Genomic DNA, 26,378 nt, shown 5'->3' with positions numbered 1-26,378 from the left:
CCCGCTTCCACCCCCGCCTCGCCTGCGCACCCGCCGCCCCAGGCGCCCTACCCCGCCCGCTCGCCCGCCACCTTGCGGCCCGCGCCGACCACCTCCCGCAGCAGCGTGCCGACCTCCCCCACCGTGGTGTGGGGGTTCAGCAGCGTGAGCTTCAGCCGGACCCTCCCCGCGCCGCTGCCCGGGAGTTCGGTACGGCCGACCACGGCCCGCCCGGTGCGCAGCAGCAGGCGCCGCAGGCGGCCGTTCACCTCGTCCAGCGCCGCCTCGTCCGTCACCCCGGGCGGCCGGTAGCGGAAGAGGACGGTGGTGAGCACGGGCTCGACGTGGAGTTCGAGTGCCGGGTCGGCGCGCACGGCCTCGGCCGCGGCGAGCGCGAGGTCGTGGCAGGTGTCGACCAGCCGGCCGAGCCCGTCGCGGCCGAGGGTGCGCAGGGTGACGGCGAGTTTGAAGGCGTCGGCCCGGCGGGTGGTGCGCAGCGAGCGGCCGAGCAGGCTCGGGTAGCCGGCCTGCTCGTCGTCGACCGGGTTGAGGTACTCGGCGCGCCGGGCGAGCGAGACGTACGTCTCGGCCCGGCGGACCAGGAAGACCCCGGCCGCGGCGGGCTGCCAGCCGAGCTTGTGCCAGTCGAGGGAGACAGAGTCGGCGCGGGCGATGCCGTCGAGCAGCGGGGCGAGCCGGTCGGAGAGCAGCGCCCCGCCGCCGTACGCGGCGTCCACGTGCAGCCAGGCGCCGTAGCGGCCGGCGAGGTCGGCGGCGGCGGCGAGCGGGTCGATGGCGCCGGTGTCGGTGGTGCCCGCGGTGGCGACCACGGCGATCGGGGTCCGACCGGCCCAGCTGGCCTCGGCCATCGCCCGCTCCAGCCCGTCCTCCCGCATCCGCAGCCCGCGGTCGACCGGGACGGGGATGACGGCCCGCTCGCCGAGGCCGAGCAGGGCGGCGGCGCGCTGGACGGAGAAGTGCGCGGCCTCGGAGGCGAGGATGCACGGCCGGGCGCCGGCCGGGATGCCGTCCAGCTCCACGATGCCGTCGAGCTTCTGGTCGCGCGCGAGCATGAGCCCCATGAGGTTGGACTCGGTGCCGCCGGAGGTGAGGACGCCGGCGGCGCGCTCGGGGGCGTAGCCGACGAGTCCGGCGATCTCGGCGAGCAGGGCGCTCTCCAGCGCGGTGGCGGCGGGGGCCTGGTCCCAGGAGTCCTGGGAGGGGTTGAGGGCGCTGACCGCGAGGTCCGCGGCGGCGGCGACGGCCAGCGGCGGGCAGTGCAGGTGCGCGGCGCAGGCCGGGTCGGCGGGGTCGGCGGCGCCGTAGGCGAGGAGTTCGGTGAGCCGGGCGAGCGCGCCCGGTCCGTCGTCGGTGGCCAGGGCCTCGTCGACGAGGGCGGAGATCTCCGCCGGGCTGCCCGCCGGCAGGGGTCCGGAGCGCATGGCGGTGCCCGTTTCCAGGGAGTCGAGGACGGTGGCCAGCAGTGGTCCGAGCGCGCCCGGCCCGGCCGCTCCGCCCGCGAGGGCGTCCCTGGCGGCGTCGCCCCCGGGGAGCCCGACGGGGCCGGCTCCGGGCGCCGTCACCGGTCCCCCCGCACCGTCGCGGTGCCCGCCGGCAGGCCCTGGCCGCCCGATCCCCCCGATCCCCCCGCCCCGCTCCGCCCACTCGGTCCGCTCCGCCCGCTCGCGGCGGCCGCCGCGACCGCCTCCGCCAGCCGCTCCAGCACGGCCGCCACCTGCTCGTCCGTGATGGTGAGCGGCGGGAGCAGCCGCAGCACCGCGTCGTGGCGCCCGCCGAGTTCGACGATCAGCCCCCGTTCCAGGCACGCCTCCCGGACCCGCACCGCGAGCGCCGGGTCGGCCGGCCGGGCGCCGCACGCGTCGGGCTCGGCCGTCGGGTCGACCAGTTCGACCCCGAGCATCAGCCCCCGGCCGCGCACGTCGCCGATCACCGGCAGTTCGGCCGCGAGCTCGCGCAGCCGGGCCGCCATCCCCTCGCCGACGGTGGCGGCCCGCTCAGCCAGCCCGTTCGCCGCGACGTGGCGCAGCGTCGCGGCCCCGGCGGCCATGGCGAGGGTGTTGCCGCGGAAGGTGCCGGTGTGGGCGCCGGGCCGCCAGCCGTCGTAGTCCTCGCGGTAGACGACGACGGCGAGCGGGAGGCTGCCGCCGATGGCCTTGGAGAGGACCATCGCGTCCGGGACGATGCCGCTGTGCTCGACCGCCCACATCGCGCCGGTGCGGCCGACTCCGGTCTGCACCTCGTCGACGATCAGTGGGATGCCGCGCTCGGCGGTGATCCGGCGCATCGCGCGCAGCCAGCCGTCGGGCGCGGGGACGACCCCGCCCTCTCCCTGGACGGCCTCCAGGATCATCGCGGCGGGCGCGACCACACCGCCCGAGGGGTCGTCCAGCAGCCGTTCCACGTACGTCGCGGCGAGGTCGGCGCCCGCCTCGCCGCCGACCCCGAACGGGCAGCGGTAGCCGTAGGGGTAGGGCAGCCGGGCGACCTCGCCACCGCTCGGCAGCGGCTCCTTGACCGCGACGTTGCCGGTGAGCGCGAGGGCGCCGGCGGTCATGCCGTGGTAGGCGCCGGTGAAGGCCAGGGCGCCGCGGCGGCCGGTGGCGGTCTGCATCAGCTTGAGCGCGGCCTCGACGGCGTCCGTCCCGGCCGGCCCGCAGAAGTGCACCCGGGCACGGGCGGCGAACTCCGCGGGCAGGCTCTCGAACAGCGCGCTGGTGAAGTCGTCCTTCTCGGCGGTGGCGAGGTCGAGCAGGTGCAGCGGGGCGCCGCTGTCCAGGGTGCGGCGGATCGCCTCCAGCACCACCGGGTGGTTGTGGCCGAGGGCGAGCGTGCCGGCGCCGGAGAGGCAGTCCAGGTAGCGCCGCCCGTCCGCGCCCTCGACCGTCATGCCGTGGGCGCGGACCGGGACGATCGGGAACGAGCGGGCGTACGTCCTGGCGGCGGACTCGCGGACGCGCTGACGGCGCAGGATGGCTTCACCGGCGGCCGGGGCTGCGGAGGCGGCCTGGACGGGTACGGCAGCGAGTGACACGAGAAACCCCCAGGGAAAGTTAGGTAAGCCTAACTTTACTGCTCATGACCTGGCGGAATGCCCACGGGGCGCCGGAACCACCCGGGCGAGTGAACCTCCCCCGGTTTCCCCAACGAGTGCCGCGCGAAAAGGTCACGGGCCGATCCCGGCGGCCCGTCAGGCCCGCCCCCTCCACCGGTAGCAGAGCTCCGGCCGCCCGACGCTCCCGTACTGCGGCTCCCGCACCGCGCACCCGGTCTCCACCAGGTGTTCCAGGTAGCGCCGCGCGGTGATCCGCGACACCCCGGCCGCGGCGCCCGCGGCCGCCGCCGACAGTCCGGCGGCCGCCTCGCGCAGCACCGAGGCGACGGCGTCCAGGGTGGGCGCGCTCAGCCCCTTGGGCAGGGTGCTGCGTTCGGGCGTGCGGAGCAGGGCGAGCGCCTGGTCGACCTCGTCCTGCCCGGTCGCCTCCCCCGTCCGCCCGAGAGTGTCCCGGTAGCGGGCGTAGCGCTCCAGGCGGTCGTGCAGGGCGGCCGCGCTGAAAGGTTTCAGCAGGTACTGGACGACGCCCGCGGAGACCGCCTGGCGGACCATGGCGAGGTCGCGGGCCGAGGTCACCGCGATGACGTCGGTGCTGTGGCCGGCCGCGCGCAGCGTGCGGCAGAGCTGGAGCCCGTGGCCGTCCGGCAGGTAGAGGTCGAGCAGGGTGAGGTCGACAGGCGTCCCGGCGGCGCGGGCCCGGTCCAGGAAGCGCAGCGCGTCGGCGCAGCTGTGGACCGTCCCGGCGGCGTGGAAGCCGGGCTCGCGCCGGACGTACAGGGTGTGCGCGGCGGCGGCCACCGGGTCGTCCTCGACCACCAGGACGGAGATCCCCGCGGCGGCGGGGCCAGCGGTACCGGCGGGGTCGGCGGCACCGGCGCCACCGGCGCCACCGGCGGCGTCGGCGGGGCCGGTCACAGCAGGGCCCCTTCCCGCTCCGCAGCGGCGGCCCCGCCCGCCCGCCCGGCCAGCGGCAGCCGCACCGTGAGCACCGCGCCGCGGTCGCGGCCGACCTCGACGGTGCCGCCGTTGCGCCGGGCGGTCTGGGCGACCAGCGCCAGGCCGAGCCCGTGCCCGCGGCCGTCCTGCTTGGTGCTCCAGCCGCGCCGGAACACGTCCTCGACGGCGCCCGGGTCGATCCCCGCGCCGGTGTCGGCGACCCGCAGCAACAGGCAGTCGCCGAGCGCCCCGCCGTTCCCCGCGCCGTCTGCGCCCCCGTCGCCGGTACAGCCCTCCCGCCCCTCGGCGATCCGCGCCGTGACGGTGACCTCCGGCGGGACGGGGCTCTGCGCCGCGCCGGCGATGGCGGCGTCCACCGCGTTGTCGATCAGGTTGCCGAGCACGGTGATCAGGTCCCGCGCGCAGAGCCCGGGCGGCAGCACCCCGTCGTCGATCCGGCTGTCCTCCGTGAGCGTCAGCTCCACGCCCCGCTCGGCGGCCTGGGCCGCCTTGCCGAGCAGCAGCGCGGCCAGCACCGGTTCGCTCACCGCCGCGACCACCCGGTCGGTGAGCTGCTGGGCGAGTTCGAGCTCGGCGGTGGCGAACTCCACCGCCTGTTCGTGGCGGCCGAGTTCGATCAGCGAGACGACCGCGTGCAGGCGGTTGGCGGCCTCGTGGGCCTGCGCGCCCAGCGCCTCGGTGAAGCCGCGCACCGAGTCCAACTCGCCACTGAGAGCCTGGAGTTCGGTGTGGTCCCGGAGGGTGACCACCCGGCCGAGGCCGCTGCCGGTACCGATCGTGGAGGTGTTCAGCACCACGACGCGCTCGGCGGTCAGGTGCACCTCGTCCCGGACCGGCTCCTCCCCCAGCACGGCCGCCACCAGCGCCTCCGGCAATCCCAGCCCGGCCACCGGACGTCCGTCCAACTCGCCGCTCAGTCCCAGCAGTTCGCGGGCCGCGTCGTTGCACAGCACCACCCGGTGCGAGCGGTCCAGCAGGACCAGCCCCTCGCGCACCGAGTGCAGGGTGGCCTGGTGGTACTCGTAGAGGTGGCTGAGCTCGTCCGGCCCCATCCCGTGGGTGTGCCGCCGCAGCCGGGAGTTGGCGAGGTACGTGCCGGCACCGCCGAGCGCCAGCGCGGCCACCGCGACCCCGACCAGCGCCAGCAGCGGACCGCTCAGCTGAGCGGAGATCGACTCCACCGTGAGGCCCGCGCTGACCAGCGCGACCACCCGCCCCTGGTCGTCCCGGATCGGCGTGACCACCCGCACCGACGGCCCGAGCGTGCCGGTGTACGTCTCGCTGCGGGTCTGCCCGGCCAGCGCCCAGTCGATGTGGCCGAGGTACGTCCGGCCGATCTGCTCGGGCAGCGGGTGGGTCCAGCGCACGCCGTCGGTGTCCATGACGGTGATGAAGGAGACTCCGGTGTCGGCCCGCACCTGTTCGACGTACGGCTGGAGCAGCGCGGTCGGGTCCGGCGCACCGACGGCGGCGCGGACGGACGGCGAGTCGGCGACGGCGTGCGCGACCGCGGTGACCTGCCGGCGGGCGGAGTCCTCGGCGCGGCCGGCGGTGAACAGGTACGCGAGCACCGCGCCGCCCGCGACGACGGCGGCGACGATCACCACCTGGACGACGAACAGCTGCCCGGCCAGACTGCGGACCAGCCGCCGGGGCCCGCGGCCCGTCGACCGGCGCGTCGGCCGGCCCGTCGACCGGCGCGGACGGCGGCGCGGGGCGGTGGGGGCGGTGCGCTCGGACATGCCTGCCAGTGTGCACCACACGCCCGGCGGCGCCTCCGGGGTCGTGGGGGCTCCGCGCCGGGCGTCCGGGCCGCGCGTCCCGGGGGCGGGGCACAGGCCCGGGGCCCGACATCGCGTTCGTGAACTCTATGAACGCAAACGTGACCTCCGTCACTGCGAAGCCCATAGTCGGAGCGGCCCACCCCCCGGGGCCACCAGGACTGCACGGCAAGGGAGCCGCAGATGTCGATCGCTGGAGCCGCCCCGGCGGCGGGACCCAGACGCAAGGACCGGACCCACTACCTCTACATCGCCGTGATCGCCGCGGTGGTCGCGGGTGTGGTGGTCGGTCTGGCCGCCCCCGGATTCGCCGTGGAGCTGAAGCCGGTCGGCACCGGCTTCGTCAACCTGATCAAGATGATGATCAGCCCGGTGATCTTCTGCACCATCGTCCTGGGCATCGGCTCGGTGACCAAGGCCGCGAAGGTCGGCAAGGTCGGCGGCCTCGCCATCGGCTACTTCCTCGCCATGTCGACCGTCGCGCTGGCCATCGGCATGGTCGTCGGCAACCTCCTGGAGCCCGGCGGCGGCCTGCACCTGACCGCCGCGCTCGCCAAGTCCGGGCACGCCCAGGCCGCGGCGGGCGGCGCCCAGTCGACCACCGACTTCGTGCTCGGGATGATCCCCGAGACCCTCTTCTCCGCCCTCACCCAGGGCAAGGTGCTCCAGACCCTGCTGGTCGCCCTGCTCACCGGCTTCGCGCTCCAGGCGATGGGCCCGGCCGGCCGGCCGGTGCTGCGCGGGATCGAGCACGTGCAGCGACTGGTCTTCCGGATCATGTCGATGATCATGTGGGTCGCGCCGGTCGGCGCCTTCGGTGCGATGGCCGCCGTGGTCGGCGCCACCGGCACCGCCGCCCTGAAGAGCCTGGCCGTCATCATGATCGGCTTCTACGTCACCTGCGTGCTGTTCGTCGTCGTGGTGCTCGGCGCCCTGCTGCGCCTGGTCGCCGGGGTCAACGTGTTCTCGCTGCTGAAGTACCTCGGCCGCGAGTTCCTGCTGATCCTCTCCACCTCCTCCTCCGAGAGCGCGCTGCCCCGCCTGATCGCCAAGATGGAGCACCTGGGCGTCAGCCGTCCGGTCGTCGGCATCACGGTGCCGACCGGCTACAGCTTCAACCTCGACGGCACCGCCATCTACCTGACCATGGCCTCGATCTTCATCTCCGAGGCGATGGACAAGCCGATGTCGCTCGGCGAGCAGCTCTCGCTGCTGGTCTTCATGGTCATCGCCAGCAAGGGCGCGGCCGGGGTCACCGGCGCGGGCCTGGCCACCCTGGCGGGCGGACTCCAGTCGCACAAGCCCGCACTGGTCGACGGCGTCGGCCTGATCGTCGGCATCGACCGCTTCATGTCCGAGGCCCGTGCGCTCACCAACTTCGCGGGCAACGCCGTCGCGACCGTGCTGATCGGGCACTGGACCGGCGAGCTCGACACCGAACGTGCCCGACGGGTGCTGGCCGGCGAGCTGCCGTTCGACGAGCTGACGCTGGTCGACGCCCACGGCGCGCCCGCCGCCGGCGACGCCTCGCCGGCCGGCTCGACGGCGGACGGCCCCGAGGCCGCCCCCGCCCCGGGCAGCACCGCCCAGGGCACCTCAGCCCAGGGCACCACCGCCGTCGGCGCCTGATCCTGAGCCGAGCCCGAGCCCGGGCCCGGGCCCGACGACGAAACCCCGTACTCCCCCGGTCCGGCGCCTCCACCATCCCCCGGAAACAGCGCCCGGACCGGGGGCTTCGCCCCTCCGCGGGGCAGCCCCTCACAGCTCCTGCGAGCCGCTGACCACCCAGGCCACCCCGCCGAGCGGATCCTCCAGCGCGACGTGCAGATGGTGCAGCCCGGCCGACGGCTCCTGCCAGGTGAAGCAGCGCATCCGGGCGACCAGGGCGTTCACCCCTTCCCGGTCCACCCCGGCCGGACCGGCCGCCTCACCCGTACCATCCGGGCCGTCCGCCCCGGCCATCGCGGCCAGCGCCCGCCACAGCCCCACCCGGCCGTGCGCGCAGCCCTGGTCCCGTCCCACCGCCGCGGCGCGCACCAGCGCCGGGTAGACGAGGGCGAACGGCAGGTAGCCGCCGACGACCCGCCGGTCGCGGGCCAGCAGGGCGGCCGCCGCCGGAGCCCGGCCGCGCACGCAGGCCGTCTGCGCCCACGGCGCCAGCGCACCCAGCCCCGTCAGGGCCCGGACGGCCCGCGGCCCGTCCGGCCGTCCGGCTTCCTGCGCCACCGGCGGCAGCTCCACCTCCCCCAGGCCCTCCCGGCTGGCCGGCAGGGTCAGCAGCGCACTGCGCGCGCCCCCGCCGGGCAGGTACTCGCGCACCCGGGCCGACTCGTCCCAGCCCGCCGCCTCCCACGGCTCCAGGCGCAGCGGCACGCCCTCCGGATCGGGTTCGGCCCCGTACGAGAGGTCCTCACCGAGCAGCGCCCGGGTGTGCGCGACCAGCCGCCGCACCGGGGCCGGGCCCAGCAGCGGGGCCAGCCGCAGCCAGGAGTGCCGGGTCGCCAGCACCTCCCAGAGCGGGCCCGCGTCGTGGTCGGCCACCCCGGCGGCCGTCCCCTCGCCGCCGTCCTGGTCGAACAGCCGGACGGCCAGCTCGGGCGGCGCGGCGTAGGCGATCAGGTGGCCGAGCGGCGCGGTCAGCGCGGCCGCGGCCTCCTCGCCGGCCTCCGCCACGGCGGCCGCCCGGCCCTGCCGGTAGGCGGCGAGCAGCTCGGGCCAGCGGCCGTCCTCGGCCAGTGCGCGCAGGCTGCCGTCCTGGTAGGTGATCACGACTCGCAGGGTACGGGCCGGGGCGGCGCATCAGCCGACTTGCCATCGGCTCGGTGCGTCGGGTGGCGGGCGCCACGGCGGGCCCGCCCGCTCCGCGCCCGCGCCCTCAGCTCCGCTCGCGCTCCCGTTCGCGCCCCGTCTCCCGTTCGCGCTCCTGGCGGAGCACGGCGCGCAGGCGGTCGTGGGCGCGGCGCCGGGTGACGGCCAGCGTGCTGCGGTGGAGCCCGAGCAGTTCGGCGGCCTCGTCGACGCTGTAGCCGTCGAGGTCCACCAGCACCACCGCGCGGGCCTGCTTGGCCGTCAGGAAGCCCAGCAGGCGGACCACCTCCCAGCGTGCCTGCAACTCGGCCATCCCGCCGACCCGGGGATCGGGCGCTCCCCGGTCGCGCTCGCCGAGGTCGCCCGGCTCCGGCAGCTCGGGCATCGACACCCGCCGGCGCTCCCGGCGCCACTGGTCGCGCAGGATGTTCACCATCGTGGTGAACGCGTAGGCGTACGGCTGGGGATGCCCGAGGAAGCGCTCCGGTCGGCGGGCTATCCGGAGGTACGCCTCGTGGACGACGTCACCGGCGCCGACCGGACCGCCGGCGAGGGAGGCCGCGGCCTGATGGAGTCTGGGCAGGAGGTCCGTGAACACCCGGTTGAATTCGGCCGCTTGACCACCGCTCCGGCTCGGACCGACGTCCGTTTCCCGTCCGCCGCCCGCCTGTCGACCACTGCGATCCACCATGCCGCTCTCCCCGGAAATCGGCACCCCGAGCACCTGGCCCGCCCTGGCCTCAGGAGCCATGAGCCGACCGGATGACTTGTGACACAGGTCACATCATAGTTCGTCGTCTCACTGTACGCAGTCATTCGTGTGCAAGACGTCACCGACCGCACCGAGGGCGGGAGTTCGACTCCGCATGGACGCCCCGGCGTCCGGAGCTCCGCCCGACGAGCACCCCGGCAAGGAGAACCACGTGCGAGGTCACATCACCAGGAAGATCGCCGCGTTCGGGCTGGCCGCCACCGCCGCCCTGGGCGTGCTCGGGGCCACCACCACGCCGGCCGCCGCGGCGACGGAGCAGGCCCGGACCATCGCCCCCGAGGACACCGAGATCTGGACCACCGTCGCGGGCGCGGCCTACCACTGCGTCATCACCGCCAACTACGGCTGGCGCTGGGAGGGGAGCTGCAACGTCTACTCGGGGCAGCTGCGCACCGTCACCTACTGCGCCGACGGCTCGCACACCACCGGTCTGTGGATCGGCGCGCGCCCGCAGGCCTGGGCGGTCTGGGGCAACTGTCCCGGCTCCACCTGGACGCGGGTCGTGTTCCAGTGGCGCAGCTGAAGCGCCGGGAGAAGTGCGATCGGCCGTCGGCGAGCGACGGCTGACGACTGACAGCTGACAGCTGACAGAGTTCGAAATCTGTCAGCTGTCATCTGTCGTCCGTCTGTTGTCAGTTGTCACTTGTCAGCCGTCGCTCGCCGACGGCCCGCCCGCCCCGCTCCTCCCGCCTGCCTCAGCCCACCGGCGAGACGTCCGCGAGCAGCCGGGCGGCGTGCACCCGGCCCGCGTGTTCGACCAGGTTGATCAACACCTCCTTGCCCGAGGCCCGGTGGCGCGCATCGCACAGCAGCACCGGCGTCCCCGCGTCCAGGTCCAGCGCGCGGGCGACCTCCTCGGGGCCGAACTCCCGCGTCCCGGCGAAACGGTTCACCGCGACCACGAAGGGGATGCCCCGGTGCTCGAAGAAGTCGACGGCCGGGAAGCAGTCGGTCAGCCGGCGGGTGTCGGCGAGTACCACCGCACCCAGCGCCCCCTGGGCCAGCTCGTCCCAGAGGAACCAGAACCGGTCCTGCCCCGGGGTGCCGAAGAGGTAGACCGCCAGACCCTCCCGGATGGTGATCCGGCCGAAGTCCATCGCCACCGTGGTGGTGGACTTCCGCTCCACCCCGTCCAGGTCGTCCACCCCGCGCCCGGCCTCGGTCAGCCGCTCCTCGGTGCGCAGCGGACGGATCTCGCTGACCGCGCCGACCAGCGTCGTCTTGCCGACCCCGAAACCGCCCGCCACCAGGATCTTGAGCGCGAGCACGGTCTCGTCGGCGTCCTCCGCCTCGAACGGATCCGGGCCGCCGTCCGGACCGGGGCCGCCGAACGGATCCGCCGGACCGCACCGCGCGGACGGCATGGAGCGGTCGGAACGGTCGGACGCCACCGAGCGGTCGGACGGGGCGAACGGGCCGGACGGGCCGGACGGGGCGGACGGGTGGTCAGAGTGCACGGAGTCCACGGATGACCTCCTGGAGGATGCGCTCGTCGGGGAGCAGGGCGGGCGGGACGGGACGGCGGACCCGGATGAGCCCGGCCGCCAGCAGGTCACCGAGCAGCACCCGCACGACGCCCACCGGCAGGTCGAGCTCGGCGGCCAACTCGGCCACGGACAGCGGGGTGCCCCGGCACAGGGCGAGGATGCGCGCCTGTTCCGGGCCGACCGGCGGCTCGGGCGCGTCCGGCACGAGCCCGGGGTCGGGCAGTTCGGTGATCACCACCGCGATCAGGTCGAACTGCTGCTCCCCGGCCCCGGTGCGCCCCCGGGTCATCGCGTACGGGCGGACCAGCGGCCCGGCGTCGTCGTCGTACCAGCGGGCCCGGTGGGCGGCGGCGAGCGGGTTGCGGGGGTGCCCGTCGGGTTCGGCCCTCGGGTGCTCGGGATGTCGCCCCCGGTACGGGCGGGGCACCGGACTCACCGTCCGCCCACCGCCCGCGGCGGGGCGCTCAGGTGCTCCCCGACCCGGCGGACGAGCCTGGCCATCTCGTAGGCGATCAGGCCGAGGTCGGCCCGGGCGGTGGCGAACACGGCGAGGCAGGTGCCCTCCCCGGCCGCCGCGACCAGCAGGTAGCCGCCCTCCAACTCGACCATCGTCTGGCGGACTTCGCCCGCGCCGAAGTGCCGGCCGGCGCCCTTGGCCAGGCTGTGGAAGCCGGAGGCGACGGCCGCGAGATGCTCGCCGTCCTCGCGCGGGAGGCCGGCCGAGGTACCCATGGCCAGGCCGTCGGCGGAGAGCATCACGGCGAAGCGGAGCTCGGGGGCGCGCTGGACCAACTCGTCGAGGAGCCAGTTCAGTTCCCCCGCGCGGTGGGTGGTGGCGATCACGGACGCTCTCCTTCGGGTCGGGACGGGGGTTGGGGGTGGCGTGCCCACGGCGGCTGCGGAGCGTCGGCGGGCTGCCCGTCCCGCCGACCCTCCGGGAACAGACCGCGCGCCCATCCGCTCTGGAAGGCGGACATCGCGGCCCGGGCCTCCTCAGGGCTACGGCCCGCGGCGCCGGAGCCGGAGCCGTCGGCGCTGCCGGGCCCGACCGAGACGGCGGCCGTGCGACGGCGGTGCGCCGTCGCACGGGCCGGGGCCTCGCGCAGCTGCGGCGCGAGGCTCGCCTGCCGGGTACGGCGGGGCAGCTCCTCGGGGCCCGGGCCGGCTCGGTGGCCGTCCGCCCGCAGGTCCTCCGCCCATGGGCCGCCGTCCGCCCGTTGAGCGGGCCGGCCCGGTTCGGGGCCCGGCTCCGCAGGCCGTTCCGTGCCATACGGCCGCTCACCGTACGACTGCTCACCGTACGGCTGCGGCGCCCCGGACTGCGGACGGGCGGCCGCGCCCGCGCCCCCGTCCGCGGTCTGGCCGGTCGCCCGGGCCCCGGAGGTCCGGAAAGGGGTGCGACGCACCGGCGCAGGGGCGCCGCCCCGGGCGCCGAACGGCAGCAGGGCCCCGCCCTCCGGCGGTGCGCCTCCCTCCGGCAGCGGCCCACCCACCGCCGGATGCCCGTCACCGGCCCGGCCCCGCGGGTGCTCCCCGTACCCCGGGTCGCCGCCAGGGCCGCCCAGGCCGCCCGGTGGCTCTTCCGCGCGGCCGTGCACGGGCGGGTCCTCCCGTTCCGGGCCGCCGTGCCGCGCCCGCTCGGCGAAGCCCGGCCCGGCCGCGCCCAGCACGGACTGCCCGAGTCCCTCCGGTGCACCGAACCCGCCGGGCCCCGTGGCAGGCGGCGGCCCGAACCCGTACGGCACGTCCCCCGCCTCCGCCTCCACCGGCTCGTCCCCCTCCACCAGCAGCGCGGTCGGCAGCAGGACCACCGCCGTGGTGCCGCCGTACGCGGAGGTCACCAGCGAGACCTTGACGTCCTGCCGCCGGGCGAGCCGGCTGACCACGAACAGGCCGAGCCGGTCGCTGTCGAAGAGGTCGCTCTGCTCCGCGGCGCAGATCCGGCGGTTGGCCGACGCCAGCATCTCCGGCCCCATGCCGAGGCCGCGGTCCTCGATCTCCAACGCGAAGCCGTTGCCGACCCGTTCGCCCCGGATGTGCACCCGGGTGTGCGGCGGCGAGAACCCGGTGGCGTTCTCGACCAGTTCGGCCACCAGATGGGTGAGGTCGGCGACGGCGTGGCCGACCACCGCGGCGCGCGGCAGCGGGTGGACCTCGACCCGGGCGTACTCCTCGACCTCCGAGACGGCCGCGCGCACCACGTCCACCAGCGGGACGGGCCGGCGCCAGCCCCGGCCGGGGGCGGCGCCGGAGAGGATGATCAGGCCCTCCGCGTGGCGGCGCATCCGGGTGGTGAGGTGGTCCAGCCGGAACAGGTCGGCCAGCTCGGACGGGTCCTCGGTACGGCGCTCCATGGTGTCCAGCAGGGTGAGTTGGCGGTGCACCAGGACCTGGCTGCGGCGCGCGAGGTTGACGAACACCCCGGAGACGCCGGAGAGCACCTCGGCCCGCTCGACCGCCGCCGTGACGGCGGCCCGCTGGACGGAGCCCAGCGCCTGGTGCACCTGGCCGATCTCGTCGCCCCGGCCGACCGGCCTGGGCGCCTCGGCCTCGATGTCCACCTCCTCACCCGCACGCAACTTCCTCATGGTCGCCGGGAGTTTGCGGCCGGCCAGCTCAAGTGCCGAGTTCCGCAGGCCGATCAGCTCGGTGACCAGCCCCCGCCCGATCTGCACCGAGATCACCAGTGAGGCCACCACGCCGACCAGCCCGAGCAGCACGGCCGTCCCCGCCGGGGTGAACAGGCCCAGGGCGTACGGGTCCTGGCGTTCGGCGGCGAGGCGTCCGGCCCGGTCCTCGACGGCCCGCAGGGCGCCGGCCACGTTGCCCGCGACCATCGCCCACCGGTCGGCCGGCACCGCCGGGAGCGCCGCCCGGCCGTCGGCGGCCGTGCGCACCCTGTCCTCGTAGCCGAGCAGCTCACGGTGGTCCTGGCCGCCGGTCACGGCGAGCAGTTCCTCCCGTTCGGCGCCGCGCAGGTCGGCGGCGGCGACCCGCTCGAACTCCCGCCGGGCGAAGGCCGCGCCGGAGAACTCCCGCAGCTGCTCGTCGCCGAGGCCGCCGGACAGCTGGGCGGCGCGCAGCAGGGCGTCCTCCCGGGCGAGCAGTTCGCGGGCCCTGGCCAGCTCCAGCAGCACCCGGGCGTCGGCGGCCACCTGGCGGTCCTGGAGGGGCGTGACGGCGCCGGCGGCGGCGAGCGCCCGGTCCACCGCCTCGCCGTACGCGGCGTACGCCTCGGGCCAGCCGACGCCCCGGGCCAGGATCCGGGCGCGCAGGGCGGGCAGGGCGGCGAGGGCGCTGCCGAGGGTGTCCAGCCGGGCGGCCGCCTCATCGCCCAACCCCTGGGCGTCGGCCCGGTTGTAGCCCGGGGTGGGTCGGCGGGCGTCCGGGAACAGCGGGGTGAGCGCCCGGTCGGTGGCCGCCGCCGCCTCGCGCAGGGCGCTCTCCGGGGCGGCGGTGGGGGTGCCGACCGGGGCGGCCAGCAGCTGTCCGGCGGCGGTGCGCTCGGCCTGGAGCCCGGCGACCGTCTCGGCGACGGGGGTGAGCAGCGTGCGCTGGGTGTCGCGCTGGCGCATCAGGCCCCAGACTCCCTGAGCGGTCGTGACGGTGGCGAACCCCCACAGGGCGATCACGGAGACGACCGGGACCATCAGCAGGGCGATGATCCGGGCCCGGACGCTCCGGGGGCGCAGCCCGCGCAGCCACGGGCCGGGGCGCGGCGAACGGGCCGGCGGGCCGGCATGGGCGCCCCGACGGGCACCGGGGGCGGTACCGCGGTCTTCTCGCATGGGTGAGGAGCCTTTCGGGCGGGGAGAGCGGGAGAGCGAAGAGCGGGAGAGCGGGAGAGCCGGGGCCTGGGGGGGGGGGACGGCCGGCGGCGGGCGGAGGCGGACAGCGGCAGGGGCGCGGGACGCGGGGCGCGGGTGGCGAGACGCGAGGGCGCCGCTCAGGCGGCGCGGCCGTGCCGCGCCTCGTCGCGCCGGTCGGCCCCGGCCGGGCTGGGTTCGTGCCGGACAGGCCCGTGGCCCGAGGGGTCGCAAGCCGCGGCATCGGAACCCGAGTGACCGGGCCCCGTGGACCCGGTGCCCGGAGGCCCGCCCGGGAAGTCCTCCAGGACCAGTGCGCCGGCCTCCCGGTAGCCGGCCCGCTCCTGGTCCGTCGGCGAGAGCGCCACGAAGGCCGAGGCGAGGAAGAGGAACGAGCCGAGGCCGACGGCGAGCGGGAAGACGAACTCCATCGGACTGACCCCGCCGAGGCCGGTCCGGGTCGGCTCCAGCCGCACGTGGACGGCGGCCATGCCGGTGTAGTGCATGCAGCTGACGGCGAGGCCCATGGCCATCGCGGCGGCGGCCGCGGCGTACACGTTGCGGATGGTGACGGCGGCCCAGAGCGCGGCGGTGGCGGCGCCGACGGCGACCAGCACGGAGAGCGCGACCGTCCCGGCGTCGTAGTGCAGCCCGCCGTGCATCCGCAGGGCGGCCATGCCCAGGTAGTGCATCGCGGCGACCCCGAGGCCGGTGGTGACGCCTCCGGACAGCAGGGAGAGGCCGCGGTGCCGGCCGTAGCAGACCACGGTCAGGCCGAGGCCGGTGACGAGCACCGCGACCACCAGGCTGAGGACGGTCAGCGGCACGCTGTAGCGCAGCTCCGTGCCGTCGACGGTGAAGCCGAACATGGCCACGAAGTGCATGGTCCAGATACCGGAGCCGATCGCGGCGGCGGCGGTGACCAGCCAGTTGCGCCGGGCCGGGTCGCTCGCGGCCAGGCCGCGCAGCGTGCAGCGCAGCCCGAGGGCGGCGCCGGCGCAGGCCATCAGGTACGAGAGGACGGGGGTCAGCCAGCCGAGGCTGAGGTGGTTGAGGGTACCCATGGGACCTCCGGTCGACCGGTCGGGCCCGGGGCGGTACTCGGTGCGCCCGGGCTCCCCGGGCCGGGCGGACTGCATGCGATTGGCATATGCCCATCGCATGTGCGCTTCCGGCCCTGGGGTGCGTGGGACGCTACCGAGGGTCCGGAATCGGCCAGACAAAGATCTGAAAAGCTGCCCGCGAGGCGAGGGCATTGTGTTCGAATGACCCGGTCGTCTGCCCAGCGAGCGGTGGGTGCACGGACGAATGCGCGACGCTGCGGGGAAAGGCGGCGGGCGGGCGACGCACAGCTGACAGCGGTCGGCGGACAGATCACAGCGGACAGATCGCAGCGAACGGATGACAGATTTCAACATCTGTCATCCGTTCGCTGAACCCTGTCTCCCGTCAGCTGTCAGCCGTCAGCCGTCACCCGGATCCGCATCGGGCTCGCCGCCCGCAGCGTGATCCCCTGGGCCAGCGCCACCCTGCGGTCCACCGCCTCCAGGTCGAAGTCCCGCAGCAGCACCCCCAGTGCGAGCACCGCCTCCAGCATCGAGAAGTGCTGCCCGATGCAGGCGCGCGGCCCGCCCCCGAACGGGAACCACGCATAACGGTGCCGGGCCCGCTCCGCCTCCGGCAGGAAGCGGTCCGGGTCGAAGCGCTGCGGGTCCACCCAGTGGTCCGGGTGCCGGTGGGTGACCAGCGGCGCGACGACGACCTGCGCCCCCGCCGGGATCACGTACCCGTCGATCACGGTCTCCTCGACCGCCCGCCGCCCGCCCAGGGCCGCCGACGGGTAGAGCCGCATCGCCTCCTTCAACACCCGGGTGATGTACGGCAGCGCGTCCAGGTCCTCGGCCGTCGGCGCACGCCCGGCCAGGACGGTCCGCGCCTCCTCCCGCGCGGTCCTCCGCTGCTCCGGGTGCAAGGCCAGCAGGTGCAGCGCGAACGCCAGCGCAGTGGCCGTGGTCTCGTGCCCGGCGAGCAGGAACACCAGGACCTGGTCCCGGAGTTCGGCCGGGTCCAGCCGCTCGCCGTCCTCGTCGCGGGCCCGCCCGAGGAGGGTGAGCAGGTCGTCCGCGCCCTCGTCCCCGCCACCCTGCCCGGCCCCTTCGGCCCGCGCGGCCCGCTCGGCGATGATCCGGTCGCAGACCCCGTACAGCGCCCGCTGTGCCTCGGCACCGCGCCGGTTGGCCGGGGTCGGCCAGCTGCGCGGGAGGCGGACCGGGGCGTAGCCGCGCTCCATCACGTACTCGCCGAGCACCGGGAAGCTGCGGTGCACCACCGCTATCGCCTCCTCCACGTCGGCGCCGAAGAGGATCCGCGCGACCGCGCGGAGCGCGAACCGGGACGTCTCGTCCGCCGCGTCCACCACCCCGCCGGGCACCGCCCGCCAGCGCTCGGCGAGCGCCTGCGCCTCCTGGGCGAGCGCGTCCGCGTAGCCGTCCACCCGGCGCCGGGTGAACAGCGGCTGCACCATCCGGCGTTGACGCTGGTAGACCTCGTCCTGACTGGTCAGCAGCCCGTTGCCGACGCTGGTCCGCAGCTCGTCGTAGAAGGGGTCCTCCTTGCGGAAGTTGGCCGCCTCGACGGCCAGCACCTGCCGGACGCCCTCCGGCGAGAACACCCCGTAGAAGTCGGCCCGCAGCCCGGGCGGCCCGGCCTGGAAGCGCACCACGTCGCCGTGGTCGCGGCGGGCCGCGAGGTAGCTGCGCAGCGGACGGCGGGTGAGGTCGAACAGCGATCCGACCAGACGGTTCCCCGCCGGTACGGGTATCGCGGAGGTGGGGGCGGGCGCCGGCGCCCGCCCGGGGGCCGGACCGGAGATGACGTCGATGGCCATCGGCACTCCTTCTGTACGGGGATGTGCCCGCCGCCGCTACCGACGGGCGGTCAGCACCAGGAGAGCGGAGCCGCGCCCGGACCGGTCGGCCGGGCCGGTCACCCGCACCGGCCGGCCGGGCCGGCATCGCCCGGCCGGATCCGGACCCGTCTCACTCGTATTCGGTGCCCCCCTTGCGGGTGAGGTAAGCGTCGCTGACCACCTTGGCGATGGCCCGCCCGCCCAGCACCGGGCTCCAGCGCTCGGTGACCGGCCGCACCACCACGCCCTCGCGCAGGTGCAGTGCGCGCCCGGAGACGGCCTCCCTGCCCCCGGCGTACGCCAGGACGGTCTCCGCGTCGAACGGGCCGCGCCACAGCTCGGGCACCAACGGCAGTTCCCCGTCCAGCAGTTCGGCTGCCGACAGCCAGTGCAGCTGCCCGTCCACCAGGGCCGAGACGTCGAAGGCCGCGTAGCCGGGCCGCTCGGTGCGCGCCGACGCGCCGTAGCCCAGGTCCTGCACGCCCTCGCCGAAGACCTCGCCGAAGACGCCGACCCGCTCGGCCCCGAGGCGCTCCGCCAGCCGGGCCGCCACCGCCGGGATGCCGTACGCGCGCACCGCCCGCCAGTAGAGGTTCCGCGCGTCCTCGGCCAGCGCCAGCCCCTGCGCGCCGATGCCCTTGGACGACACCTGCACCTCGCCGGTGGCGGCGGAGTACGTGACCAGGCAGCAACTGCCGTGCAGCTTCTCGGTCAGCACCACCGGCTCGCCCGGCTCGAAGACGTCGGGATAGCGCTTGAGGTTCTCGATGTCCACCCAGGGCAGCAGGTCGGGCGCACTGACCACGTCGCCGCTCATCGAGGTCGGCACCGGCGGCTGCCACTTCACGACCCCGAGCAGCTCGGCGAAGTCCACGCCCTGCTCGGCCGCGGCGGCCAGGTCGGTGTCGGCGAGCGCGGCCGGTCGGCAGACGACGCCCTGGGACAGCTCGCCGCGCAGCCGTACCGCCTTCACCCGGTTCGCCCGGGCGCCGGCCAGCTTGCCGGTCAGCCCCAGCTCCTCGATCAGCCCGTCGGGGAGCACGGACTGTTCGGGGATGTAGACGGCGTGCTCCCCGGTCCGGTAGGCGCCCTTCGCGACCACCGCCCGGTAGAGGCCGACCTGGGCGAGCTCCAGGGCATCCGCGTTCGGGTGCTCCAGGATGACCAGCTTCTCGGCGGTGACGCGCAGCGTGGACACGGACGGACTCCTCCCCTCGGTTCGGTCGCGGGTTCGCGGCGGCGCCTGCGACCGGGACCGACCAGGCCGTTACGTACGGACGCCGCCCACTCTGACCGTTCGGCCACCGTCGGCGCGACGCAATTTCCGCGCGCCCCCTTCTCCGCTCGCACCACCCCACCCACCTGCACTACGCCACCACCTGCACCACCCCACCCACCTGCACCACCCCGCCCGCTTGAGACATCCCACAGCAGCCCGAGAGACCGTACCGCCCCCGCCTGTGCGAACCCACAGGGGATTTATCGCTCGCATTTGCGGCACTATGATCGCCGTAATCGCCGCACCTGCGGCCGGTCCCTCGCGCCCCTTCCGGCGCGCGCCCTGGAGGGGAAGCCCCGATGAGAACCCGTACGCCCACCGCCCGCAGGTTCGCCGTCACCGCCGCCGCGGTCCTCGTCCTCGGGCTCGGAGCCGGCGCCTGCGGCAGCGACGGCGGGAAGTCCTCCGGCTCCCCGGCCCCCTCCGCCGGCTCCCCCGACACCTCGGCCTCCTCGAACGCCTCGAACGCCGCCGGCGGCGTCCCGAAGGCCTCCGGCACCGTCACCGTCTTCGCCGCCGCCTCGCTCAAGGAGACCTTCACCGAGCTCGGCAAGAAGTTCGAGGCCGCCAACCCCGGCGCCAAGGTCACCTTCAACTTCGGCGGCAGCTCCAGCCTCGCCACCAGCATCAACTCCGGGGCCCCGGCCGACGTCTTCGCCGCCGCCAGCCCGGCCACCATGAAGACCGTGACGGACGCGGGCGGCGCGAGCGGGCAGCCGGCCACCTTCGTCCGGAACGCGCTGACCATCGCCGTCCCCAAGGGCAACCCCAAGCACGTCGCGGGCCTCAAGGACCTCACCGCCCCCGGCGTGAAGGTCGCCCTGTGCGCGAAGGAGGTGCCGTGCGGCGCCGCCGCCCTCACCGCACTCAAGGCCGCCGGCCTCGACCTCACCCCGGTCACCCTGGAGCAGGACGTCAAGGGCGCGCTCACCAAGGTCGAACTCGGCGAGGTCGACGCGTCCCTGGTGTACCGCACCGACGTGAAGGCCGATGCTGCGAAGATCGACGGCGTGGACTTCCCCGAGGCCGACAAGGCCGTGAACGACTACCCGATCGCCGCGCTCGCCAAGGCCCCCAACAAGGGCGGCGCCGCCGCCTTCGTCGCGTACGTCCAGTCGCCCGACGCCCAGCAGGTGCTGACCGAGGCGGGCTTCCAGGCGCCGTGAGCGACCGCACCTCCGACGACGACCCGACGGGCTCCCCGCAGACCCCGCCGCGCCGCGCCCCGGGAGCCCGCCTGGCACGGGCGGCCCAGCGCCCGGGGGCCCGGCGCCCGCGAACCCGCCGCCCGGGCGCGCACCGGGTCCCGGTCACCCTGCTGCTCCCGGCGCTGCTCGGGCTGGCGTTCCTGATCCTGCCGCTGGTCGGCCTGCTGGTCCGGGCGCCCTGGAGCGGCCTGTCCGAGCAGCTCACCAGCACCGCCGTCTGGGACGCGCTGCGCCTGTCGCTGGTCAGCGCGACCGCGGCCACCGCCGTGTCGCTGGTCCTCGGCGTACCGCTGGCCTGGCTGCTCGCCCGCACCGAGCTGCCGGGCCGGCGGGTGATCCGGGCGCTGGTCACCCTGCCGCTGGTGCTGCCGCCGGTGGTCGGCGGTGTGGCGCTGCTGCTGGTGCTCGGGCGGCGCGGCATCGTCGGCTCCTGGCTGGACTCGGCCTTCGGCCTCACCCTGCCGTTCACCACCACCGGGGTCGTGATCGCCGAGGCGTTCGTGGCGATGCCGTTCCTGGTGATCAGCGTCGAAGGGGCGCTGCGGGCCGCCGACCCCCGGTACGAGAAGGCCGCCGCGACCCTGGGCGCCTCCCGGCTGACGGCGTTCCGGCGGGTCACTCTGCCGCTGATCGCCCCGGGGATCGCCGCCGGGGCCGTCCTGGCCTGGGCCCGGGCGCTCGGCGAGTTCGGCGCGACGATCACCTTCGCCGGCAACTTCCCGGGCCGCACCCAGACCATGCCGCTGGCCGTCTACCTGGCGATGGAGTCCGATCCGCAGGCGGCGATCGCGCTGTCGCTGGTGCTGCTGGTGGTCTCCGTGGCCGTCCTGGTCGGCCTGCGCGACCGCTGGCTGTCGACACCGTGACCCCGGCCCCCGGCCCGGCCGCCGTCCCAGCCGTGCCCCCGGCCGCCGCCCCGTCCGTCCCCGCGGCCCTCGCTCCGTCCGCCCCTCCGTCCACCCCTCCGTCCGTCTCTCCCGCCAACGCCCCAGCCGTGCCCCCGACCACCGCCCCGACCACCGCCCCGGCCGTTCCCCCGGACGCACTGGACCCCTGGACGCCGCCCCGATGAGCACCGACCGCCGCACCGGCCACCACCGCGCCCCGGGCCGCCACCCCGGCCCCGCCCTGGACGCCCGCCTGCGGGTCGAGCGCGCCGCGTTCGCCCTCGACCTCGCCCTCACCGCCGCCCCCGGCGAGGTGGTGGCGCTGCTCGGCCCCAACGGCGCCGGCAAGTCCACCGCCCTGCGCGCCCTCGCCGGGCTGCTCCCGCTCACCGGCGGCCACCTACGGCTGGACGGCCGCGTCCTGGAGGACCCGGCCCGGCGCGTGCACACCCCGGCCGAGGAGCGGCCGGTCGGCGTGGTGTTCCAGGACTACCTGCTGTTCCCGCACCTCAGCGCGCTCGACAACGTCGCCTTCGGCCCGCGCTGCCAGGGCCGCCCCAAGCGCGAGGCGCGCGCCGAGGCGGCCGGCTGGCTGGAACGGATGGGCCTGGCCGACCACGCCTCGGTCCGCCCCGGCCGGCTCTCCGGCGGCCAGGCCCAGCGGGTGGCGCTCGCCCGGGCCCTCGCCGTGCGCCCCCGGCTGCTCCTGCTGGACGAGCCGCTGGCCGCCCTGGACGCGCGCACCCGGCTCGACGTACGGTCCCAACTGCGGCACCACCTCGCGGAGTTCGAGGCGGTGGCGGTCCTGGTGACGCACGACCCGCTGGACGCCATGGTGCTGGCCGACCGGCTGGTGGTGATCGAGGACGGGCACGAGGTGCAGTCCGGCAGCCCGGCGGAGGTGGCCCGGCGGCCGCGCACCGACTACATCGCCCGGCTGGTCGGGCTGAACCTGTACCAGGGCCGGGCCGAGGGCGCCAAGGTCACGCTCCGGGACGGCACCGTGCTGTCCACCACCGACGAGCTGGACGGCCCGGCCTTCGTCGCCTTCCCGCCCTCCGCCGTGACGCTCTACCGGGAGCGGCCGCGGGCCAGCGCGCGCAACCTGTGGAAGGCCGAGGTCACCGGACTGGACCTGCACGGCGACCGGGTCCGCGCCGAACTCGCCGGCGACCTGCCGATGGCCGCCGACCTCACTCCCGCCGCCGTCGCGGAACTGGAGCTGGCGCCCGGCGCCGCCGTCTGGGCCTCGGTCAAGGCCACCCAGACCCACGCCTACCCGGCCTGACGCCCCGCCGCCCGGACATCCGCCGCCGGATCACCTGCCTTCCCCGGGGCCGCCGCCAAGGGCCTCCGTCAGGACCGCCCCCCGAGGCCGCCGCCAGGGCAGCCGACAGGGCCCGCCGCCAGGCCCGCCCCCGGGGCCATCGCCGGTCGCCGCCCACCCCGCCCGGTCACTCCGAGGGCTCGACGAACCCCGACTCGTACGCCGCGATCACCGCCTGGGTGCGGTCCCGCGCGCCCAGCTTCGCCAGCACGCTGCTGACGTGCGTCTTCACCGTCTGCACGCCGAGGAACAGCCGCTCGGCGATCTCCCCGTTGCTCAGGCCCCGCGCGACCAGCCGCAGCACCTCCGCCTCGCGCTCGGTCAGCGCCGCCCGCGCCATGGCCGCCCGGGCGGCCGGGTTGCCGTGCCCGGCCGCCAGGCGCCGGATCGCGGCCGGGAACAGCAGCGACTCGCCCGCCGCCACCAGCCGTACCGCCTGGGCGATCTCGGCCGGGCGGGTGCGCTTGAGCAGGAAGCCGTCGGCGCCCGCGCGCAGCGCCTGGTAGACGTAGTCGTCGTTCTCGAAGGTGGTCACGACCAGGATGCGGGGCGGCCGCTCCCCCGGTGCGCCGGGCCGCAGCAGCTCACGGGTGGCCGCCAGGCCGTCCAGGACGGGCATCCGGACGTCCATCAGCACCACGTGCGGGCGCAGCGCCCGGGCCAGCGCGACCGCCTCCGCGCCGTCCGACGCCTCGCCGACCACCCGGAGGTCCCCCTGCGCCTCCAGGACGGCCCGCAGACCGGCCCGGACCAGTTCCTCGTCGTCGGCGAGCAGGATGTCCGTCTTGCCCTCGGCCCCGGCCGCCGCGGCCGGACCGTACGCCCCGAGATCGTTCGTCACGAGCCCAAGCGTAGGGGCAGCCGGACGTGCAGCACCCACTGCGCTCCGCCCTCCTGCGACACCCCGGCCCCCGCAGCCGGCCCGACCCCCGCCCCGGCCGCCACCCCCGCCTCCGCCTGCCCGCCGAGCAGCGCGGCGCGCTCCCGGATGCCGCGCAGGCCCTTGCCGCCCTTGCCCACCGGCCCCCTGCCCGCCGGTGAACGCCCGGCACCCGGCAGCGGGTTGGCGCACCGCAGCTCCAACCGGCCGTCCCGTACGGCGATCCGGATGTCGACCGGCTCCCCGGGCGCGTACTTGAGCGCGTTGGTGACGCCCTCCTGGACGATCCGGTACGACTCGCGGGACAGCACGCCGGGCAGCGCACCCGCCGCCACCTCCACCCGCGCCGCCACCGGGCTGCCGGCCGCGCGGGCGGTGTCGAACAGCTCCGGCAGCTGGTCGATCCCGGGTTGTTCGGTGGCCGTGCCGCTCGCCCCGGCCGGGGTCTCGCGCAGCAGCACGAGGGTGCGTTCGAGGTCCTCCATGGCCCGCCGGCCGGTCTCCTCGATGACTTCGAGCGCCTTGACGGCGAAGGCCGGGTCCCCGACCTCGCGCGCCGCTCCCGCCTGGAGGACCGTCACCGTCAGGGCGTGGCCGATCGAGTCGTGCAGCTCCCGGGCCAACCGGTTGCGCTCCAGCAGCCGCTCGGCCCGCAGCTCCGCCTCCGCCAGCCGCTCGTTCGGCGACGGGCCCAGAAGCCTTACGGCCATGGCGAGTTGGAGGCGTCCGGCGAGGACCAGGAACCAGCCGAAGGCGAGCACCAGCAGCGGCGAGAACGGGAGGTACCAGAGCGCGTCCGGGCCGGTCAGCCGTCCGTAGCAGGCGGCGGAGCCGAGGGCCAGCACGAAGCCGGCCACCGAGCCGAGCGCGACCCGGCCGACCAGCCAGCCCGCCGTGCGCCGCCGGTCGGCCCAGGTCCGGGAGGGCTCGGTGCCGATGTCCTCCTCGCGGTCGGGCACCAGCAGCAGCCGGGCCTGCACCCCCTCCGCCCGCCGCGCCGCCGGGATGAGCGCGACCGCCGCGAGCAGCACGCAGTCCACCGAGACGCTCGCCGTCAGGATCTCGCCGAGGCCCTTCCGGTACGTCCCCGGGTAGACCATCAGCACCACGCCCGCGAAGATCCACCCGACCAGCAGGTGCAGCAGCCGCGCGTACGTGACGCCGGCCGTCAGCGGCGTGAAGAGCCTCGACACCGCGCTGCCCCGCGCGACGGCTCCGGACATCGCGCCCCTGAGCGCTGCGGTCTTGGACATGGCGCCATCCTGCCAGGCTGCCCCGGGGGCCCGGCTCCCGCGCCGGTCTCCGGCCGCCTCCCTCCCGGGAGGGAGGCGGCTCCCCGCCCCGGCGGGATCCGCCGCAGCGGCCCGCTCCGGTCGAATGGAGCCACCGCCCGGGCCGGCCACAGCGGGCACCGGCGGCGAAGACCACCGACGACGAGACGCAGGGAGCGGGGCCGTGATCGAGATCCGGGGCCTGACCAAGGAGTACGGCGGCCGGCGCGTCGTCGACGACCTGACCTTCGAGGTCCGACCGGGCGTGGTGACGGGCTTCCTCGGCCCGAACGGCGCCGGCAAGAGCACCACCATGCGCCTGGTCCTCGGCCTCGACCGGCCGACGGCCGGCCACGCCCTGGTCGACGGCCGGCCGTACGCCGAACTCCCCGGCCCGCTGCGGACGGTGGGCGCGCTGCTGGACGCCCAGGCGCTGCACGGCGGCCGGACGGCGCACGGCCACCTGCGCTGGCTCGCCGCGAGCAACGGACTGCCGGCCGGCCGGGTCGACGAGGTGCTCGGCCAGGTCGGGCTGGCGGACGCGGCCGGGCGGCGGATCCGGGGCTTCTCCCTGGGCATGCGCCAGCGCCTCGGCGTGGCCGCCGCCCTGCTCGGCGACCCGCCGGTCCTGCTGCTGGACGAGCCCGTCAACGGCCTCGACCCCGAGGGCATCCGCTGGATCCGCACACTGCTGCGCGGTCTGGCCGCCGAGGGCCGCGCGGTGCTGGTCTCCTCCCACCTGATGACCGAAATGGCGCTCACCGCCGACCACTTGATCGTGATCGGGCGCGGCCGGCTGCTCGCCGACGCCGCCACCTCGGAGTTCATCGAGCGCCACGGCCGGAGCCGGACGAGGGTCCGCGCCGTCGCCCCGGCCAAGCTCGCCGCCCTGCTCGGCGACCCCGGCCACGGCCTGGACGCCACCGAAGTCGACGGCGGCGCCTGGGAGGTGAGCGGCGCCGAACCCGAGCGGATCGCCGCGCTCGCCGCCACCCACGGCGTGGTGCTGTACGAGATCGCCGTGCAACAGGACTCCCTGGAGGAGGCGTTCATGCGGATGACCGCCGACAGCGTCGAGTACCGGACGGAGGCCGCCGCATGACCGCCGCCTCCCGCACCACGACGGCCCCGCGCACTCCCGCCACGACGGCCCCGCGCACTCCCGCCGCGACGGCCCCGCGCACCCCCACCGCTTCGGCCCTGCACGCCTTCCGCGCCGAACGGATCAAGCTCACCACCCTCCGCTCGCTCTGGATCACCCCCCTGCTCGCCCTGCTGCTCACCCCCGGGGTCACCACGGCCGTCGGGGCGGCCCTCGGCGGCCGGGACCGCAACCTCACCGACGACCCCGGCGTCGGGGTCTTCTACGGGCTCAACTTCGGCCAGGCGGCGCTGGCCTGCTTCGGCATCCTGCTGATCGGGCAGGAGTTCAACACCCGCATGATCGGCACCTCGCTGACCGCCGTCCCGCGCCGCGGCCGGCTGTACGGCGCCAAGCTCGCTCTCGGCGCGCTGGTCGGCCTCGCCGTCGGCGCGGTCGGCACGGCGGGCGCCTTCGCCGGGTACGCCGCCACCGTCCCGGCGGCCTGGGACGGCCCGGCCCTCGTCCGCAGCGCCGTCGCGGGCGTGCTCTACCCGGCACTGCTGGTGGTGCTCTGCCTCGGGGTGACGACGCTGCTGGGCAACCTCACCGCCGCCATGGGGCTGCTGGTGCCGAGCATCTTCCTGCTGTCGCCGCTGCTCGGCGGGGTGCCCGGGGTCCGCCAGGTGGTCCGGTTCCTGCCCGACCGGGCGGGCCAGTACGCCCTGCGCTACGTCGACGACCCGCAGGTCGGGTACGGGCACTGGACCGGGCTGCTGATCATGGCGCTCTGGACCGCCCTGGCGGCGTACGGCGGCCTGCGCGCCCTGCGGCGCGCCGCGTGACCCCGGCCGGAAGGACGACAGGAGGAGGC

Annotated in this window: 22 protein-coding genes; 7 read left to right on the top strand and 15 right to left on the bottom strand. The window is 76.0% G+C overall.

The window, feature by feature from the left end:
* Window positions 1-47: 47 nt before the first annotated feature.
* From ACH5AR_RS01420 to ACH5AR_RS01405, 4 genes are all read right to left on the bottom strand, one after another.
* The gene (locus ACH5AR_RS01420) at window positions 48-1,562 is read right to left on the bottom strand and encodes a pyridoxal phosphate-dependent decarboxylase family protein (protein ID WP_396299299.1); all 1,515 of its coding nucleotides are present in this window, start codon (window positions 1,560-1,562) and stop codon (window positions 48-50) included.
* Window positions 1,559-3,031: a diaminobutyrate--2-oxoglutarate transaminase gene (locus tag ACH5AR_RS01415; RefSeq protein ID WP_396299298.1), complete on the bottom strand. Its 1,473-nt coding sequence runs from the start codon at window positions 3,029-3,031 to the stop codon at window positions 1,559-1,561. The genes ACH5AR_RS01420 and ACH5AR_RS01415 overlap by 4 nt, the downstream gene beginning before the upstream one ends.
* 156 nt (window positions 3,032-3,187) lie before the next feature.
* Window positions 3,188-3,880 (bottom strand): response regulator, encoded by a 693-nt coding sequence (locus ACH5AR_RS01410; RefSeq protein WP_396299528.1) that lies wholly within the window; start codon window positions 3,878-3,880, stop codon window positions 3,188-3,190.
* Window positions 3,881-3,963: 83 nt separating this feature from the next.
* A complete protein-coding gene (locus ACH5AR_RS01405) occupies window positions 3,964-5,751 on the bottom strand; it encodes an ATP-binding protein (protein WP_396299297.1) in 1,788 nt (595 codons plus the stop codon).
* A 222-nt stretch (window positions 5,752-5,973) separates the two neighbouring features.
* On the opposite strand from ACH5AR_RS01405, the gene ACH5AR_RS01400 reads away from it, so the two are divergent.
* Window positions 5,974-7,419: a cation:dicarboxylate symporter family transporter gene (locus ACH5AR_RS01400; RefSeq protein ID WP_396299296.1), complete on the top strand. Its 1,446-nt coding sequence runs from the start codon at window positions 5,974-5,976 to the stop codon at window positions 7,417-7,419.
* A gap of 129 nt (window positions 7,420-7,548) precedes the next feature.
* Here the strand turns inward: ACH5AR_RS01400 and ACH5AR_RS01395 are convergent, their stop codons facing one another.
* Window positions 7,549-8,559: a hypothetical protein gene (locus tag ACH5AR_RS01395; RefSeq protein WP_396299295.1), complete on the bottom strand. Its 1,011-nt coding sequence runs from the start codon at window positions 8,557-8,559 to the stop codon at window positions 7,549-7,551.
* Between the two features lie 106 nt (window positions 8,560-8,665).
* A complete protein-coding gene (locus ACH5AR_RS01390) occupies window positions 8,666-9,196 on the bottom strand; it encodes an RNA polymerase sigma factor (RefSeq protein WP_396299294.1) in 531 nt (176 codons plus the stop codon).
* A gap of 325 nt (window positions 9,197-9,521) precedes the next feature.
* Between ACH5AR_RS01390 and ACH5AR_RS01385 the strand changes: the two genes are divergently transcribed.
* The gene (locus tag ACH5AR_RS01385) at window positions 9,522-9,893 is read left to right on the top strand and encodes a hypothetical protein (protein WP_396299293.1); all 372 of its coding nucleotides are present in this window, start codon (window positions 9,522-9,524) and stop codon (window positions 9,891-9,893) included.
* 172 nt (window positions 9,894-10,065) lie between these two features.
* On the opposite strand, the gene ACH5AR_RS01380 is transcribed toward ACH5AR_RS01385, so the two are convergent.
* From ACH5AR_RS01380 to ACH5AR_RS01350, 7 genes are all read right to left on the bottom strand, one after another.
* The gene (locus ACH5AR_RS01380) at window positions 10,066-10,734 is read right to left on the bottom strand and encodes a GTP-binding protein (protein WP_396299527.1); all 669 of its coding nucleotides are present in this window, start codon (window positions 10,732-10,734) and stop codon (window positions 10,066-10,068) included.
* Window positions 10,735-10,816: 82 nt separating this feature from the next.
* Entirely contained in the window at window positions 10,817-11,146 is a 330-nt protein-coding gene (locus ACH5AR_RS01375; protein WP_396299526.1) for a DUF742 domain-containing protein, read from the bottom strand.
* Between the two features lie 143 nt (window positions 11,147-11,289).
* Window positions 11,290-11,700, bottom strand: a complete 411-nt coding sequence (locus tag ACH5AR_RS01370; protein ID WP_316524797.1) for a roadblock/LC7 domain-containing protein — start codon at window positions 11,698-11,700, stop codon at window positions 11,290-11,292.
* Window positions 11,697-14,645 (bottom strand): nitrate- and nitrite sensing domain-containing protein, encoded by a 2,949-nt coding sequence (locus tag ACH5AR_RS01365; protein ID WP_396299292.1) that lies wholly within the window; start codon window positions 14,643-14,645, stop codon window positions 11,697-11,699. Before ACH5AR_RS01365 ends, ACH5AR_RS01370 begins: the two co-directional genes overlap by 4 nt.
* 158 nt (window positions 14,646-14,803) lie before the next feature.
* On the bottom strand, window positions 14,804-15,727 hold the full coding sequence (locus ACH5AR_RS01360; RefSeq protein ID WP_396299291.1) for an MHYT domain-containing protein: 924 nt from the start codon (window positions 15,725-15,727) through the stop codon (window positions 14,804-14,806).
* Window positions 15,728-16,119: 392 nt separating this feature from the next.
* On the bottom strand, window positions 16,120-17,550 hold the full coding sequence (locus ACH5AR_RS01355) for a cytochrome P450 (protein WP_396299290.1): 1,431 nt from the start codon (window positions 17,548-17,550) through the stop codon (window positions 16,120-16,122).
* A 151-nt stretch (window positions 17,551-17,701) separates the two neighbouring features.
* On the bottom strand, window positions 17,702-18,769 hold the full coding sequence (locus tag ACH5AR_RS01350) for an RNA ligase (ATP) (protein ID WP_396299289.1): 1,068 nt from the start codon (window positions 18,767-18,769) through the stop codon (window positions 17,702-17,704).
* Between the two features lie 380 nt (window positions 18,770-19,149).
* On the opposite strand from ACH5AR_RS01350, the gene modA reads away from it, so the two are divergent.
* From modA to ACH5AR_RS01335, 3 genes are all read left to right on the top strand, one after another.
* Complete coding sequence (modA, locus tag ACH5AR_RS01345) at window positions 19,150-20,016, top strand: molybdate ABC transporter substrate-binding protein (RefSeq protein WP_396299288.1); 867 nt, start codon at window positions 19,150-19,152, stop codon at window positions 20,014-20,016.
* A 71-nt stretch (window positions 20,017-20,087) separates the two neighbouring features.
* Window positions 20,088-20,924: an ABC transporter permease gene (locus ACH5AR_RS01340; protein ID WP_396299525.1), complete on the top strand. Its 837-nt coding sequence runs from the start codon at window positions 20,088-20,090 to the stop codon at window positions 20,922-20,924.
* 202 nt (window positions 20,925-21,126) lie between these two features.
* Window positions 21,127-22,233 (top strand): ABC transporter ATP-binding protein, encoded by a 1,107-nt coding sequence (locus ACH5AR_RS01335; protein WP_396299287.1) that lies wholly within the window; start codon window positions 21,127-21,129, stop codon window positions 22,231-22,233.
* A 166-nt stretch (window positions 22,234-22,399) separates the two neighbouring features.
* Here ACH5AR_RS01335 and ACH5AR_RS01330 read toward each other — a convergent pair whose 3' ends face one another.
* Window positions 22,400-23,050: a response regulator gene (locus tag ACH5AR_RS01330; protein WP_396299524.1), complete on the bottom strand. Its 651-nt coding sequence runs from the start codon at window positions 23,048-23,050 to the stop codon at window positions 22,400-22,402.
* A 59-nt stretch (window positions 23,051-23,109) separates the two neighbouring features.
* Window positions 23,110-24,405 (bottom strand): sensor histidine kinase, encoded by a 1,296-nt coding sequence (locus ACH5AR_RS01325; protein WP_396299286.1) that lies wholly within the window; start codon window positions 24,403-24,405, stop codon window positions 23,110-23,112.
* Window positions 24,406-24,607: 202 nt separating this feature from the next.
* On the opposite strand from ACH5AR_RS01325, the gene ACH5AR_RS01320 reads away from it, so the two are divergent.
* Both ACH5AR_RS01320 and ACH5AR_RS01315 read left to right on the top strand, forming a co-directional pair.
* On the top strand, window positions 24,608-25,525 hold the full coding sequence (locus ACH5AR_RS01320) for an ATP-binding cassette domain-containing protein (protein WP_396299285.1): 918 nt from the start codon (window positions 24,608-24,610) through the stop codon (window positions 25,523-25,525).
* On the top strand, window positions 25,522-26,349 hold the full coding sequence (locus ACH5AR_RS01315) for a hypothetical protein (protein WP_396299284.1): 828 nt from the start codon (window positions 25,522-25,524) through the stop codon (window positions 26,347-26,349). Before ACH5AR_RS01320 ends, ACH5AR_RS01315 begins: the two co-directional genes overlap by 4 nt.
* Window positions 26,350-26,378 lie beyond the last annotated feature (29 nt).

The sequence above is a fragment of the Kitasatospora sp. NPDC018619 genome (genome assembly GCF_044391605.1).
Classification (GTDB): domain Bacteria; phylum Actinomycetota; class Actinomycetes; order Streptomycetales; family Streptomycetaceae; genus Kitasatospora.
This window is presented reverse-complemented; position numbering and strand designations above follow the sequence as displayed.

Coding starts and splice junctions, on each gene's coding strand:
- ACH5AR_RS01405 (WP_396299297.1), bottom strand. CDS start 5,751: ATGTCCGAGCGCACCGCCCCCACCGCCCCGCGCCGCCGTCCGCGCCGG.
- ACH5AR_RS01400 (WP_396299296.1), top strand. CDS start 5,974: ATGTCGATCGCTGGAGCCGCCCCGGCGGCGGGACCCAGACGCAAGGAC.
- ACH5AR_RS01380 (WP_396299527.1), bottom strand. CDS start 10,734: ATGCCGTCCGCGCGGTGCGGTCCGGCGGATCCGTTCGGCGGCCCCGGT.
- ACH5AR_RS01375 (WP_396299526.1), bottom strand. CDS start 11,146: ATGACCCGGGGGCGCACCGGGGCCGGGGAGCAGCAGTTCGACCTGATC.
- ACH5AR_RS01365 (WP_396299292.1), bottom strand. CDS start 14,645: ATGCGAGAAGACCGCGGTACCGCCCCCGGTGCCCGTCGGGGCGCCCAT.
- ACH5AR_RS01360 (WP_396299291.1), bottom strand. CDS start 15,727: ATGGGTACCCTCAACCACCTCAGCCTCGGCTGGCTGACCCCCGTCCTC.
- ACH5AR_RS01355 (WP_396299290.1), bottom strand. CDS start 17,550: ATGGCCATCGACGTCATCTCCGGTCCGGCCCCCGGGCGGGCGCCGGCG.
- modA (WP_396299288.1), top strand. CDS start 19,150: ATGAGAACCCGTACGCCCACCGCCCGCAGGTTCGCCGTCACCGCCGCC.
- ACH5AR_RS01335 (WP_396299287.1), top strand. CDS start 21,127: ATGAGCACCGACCGCCGCACCGGCCACCACCGCGCCCCGGGCCGCCAC.
- ACH5AR_RS01325 (WP_396299286.1), bottom strand. CDS start 24,405: ATGTCCAAGACCGCAGCGCTCAGGGGCGCGATGTCCGGAGCCGTCGCG.
- ACH5AR_RS01315 (WP_396299284.1), top strand. CDS start 25,522: ATGACCGCCGCCTCCCGCACCACGACGGCCCCGCGCACTCCCGCCACG.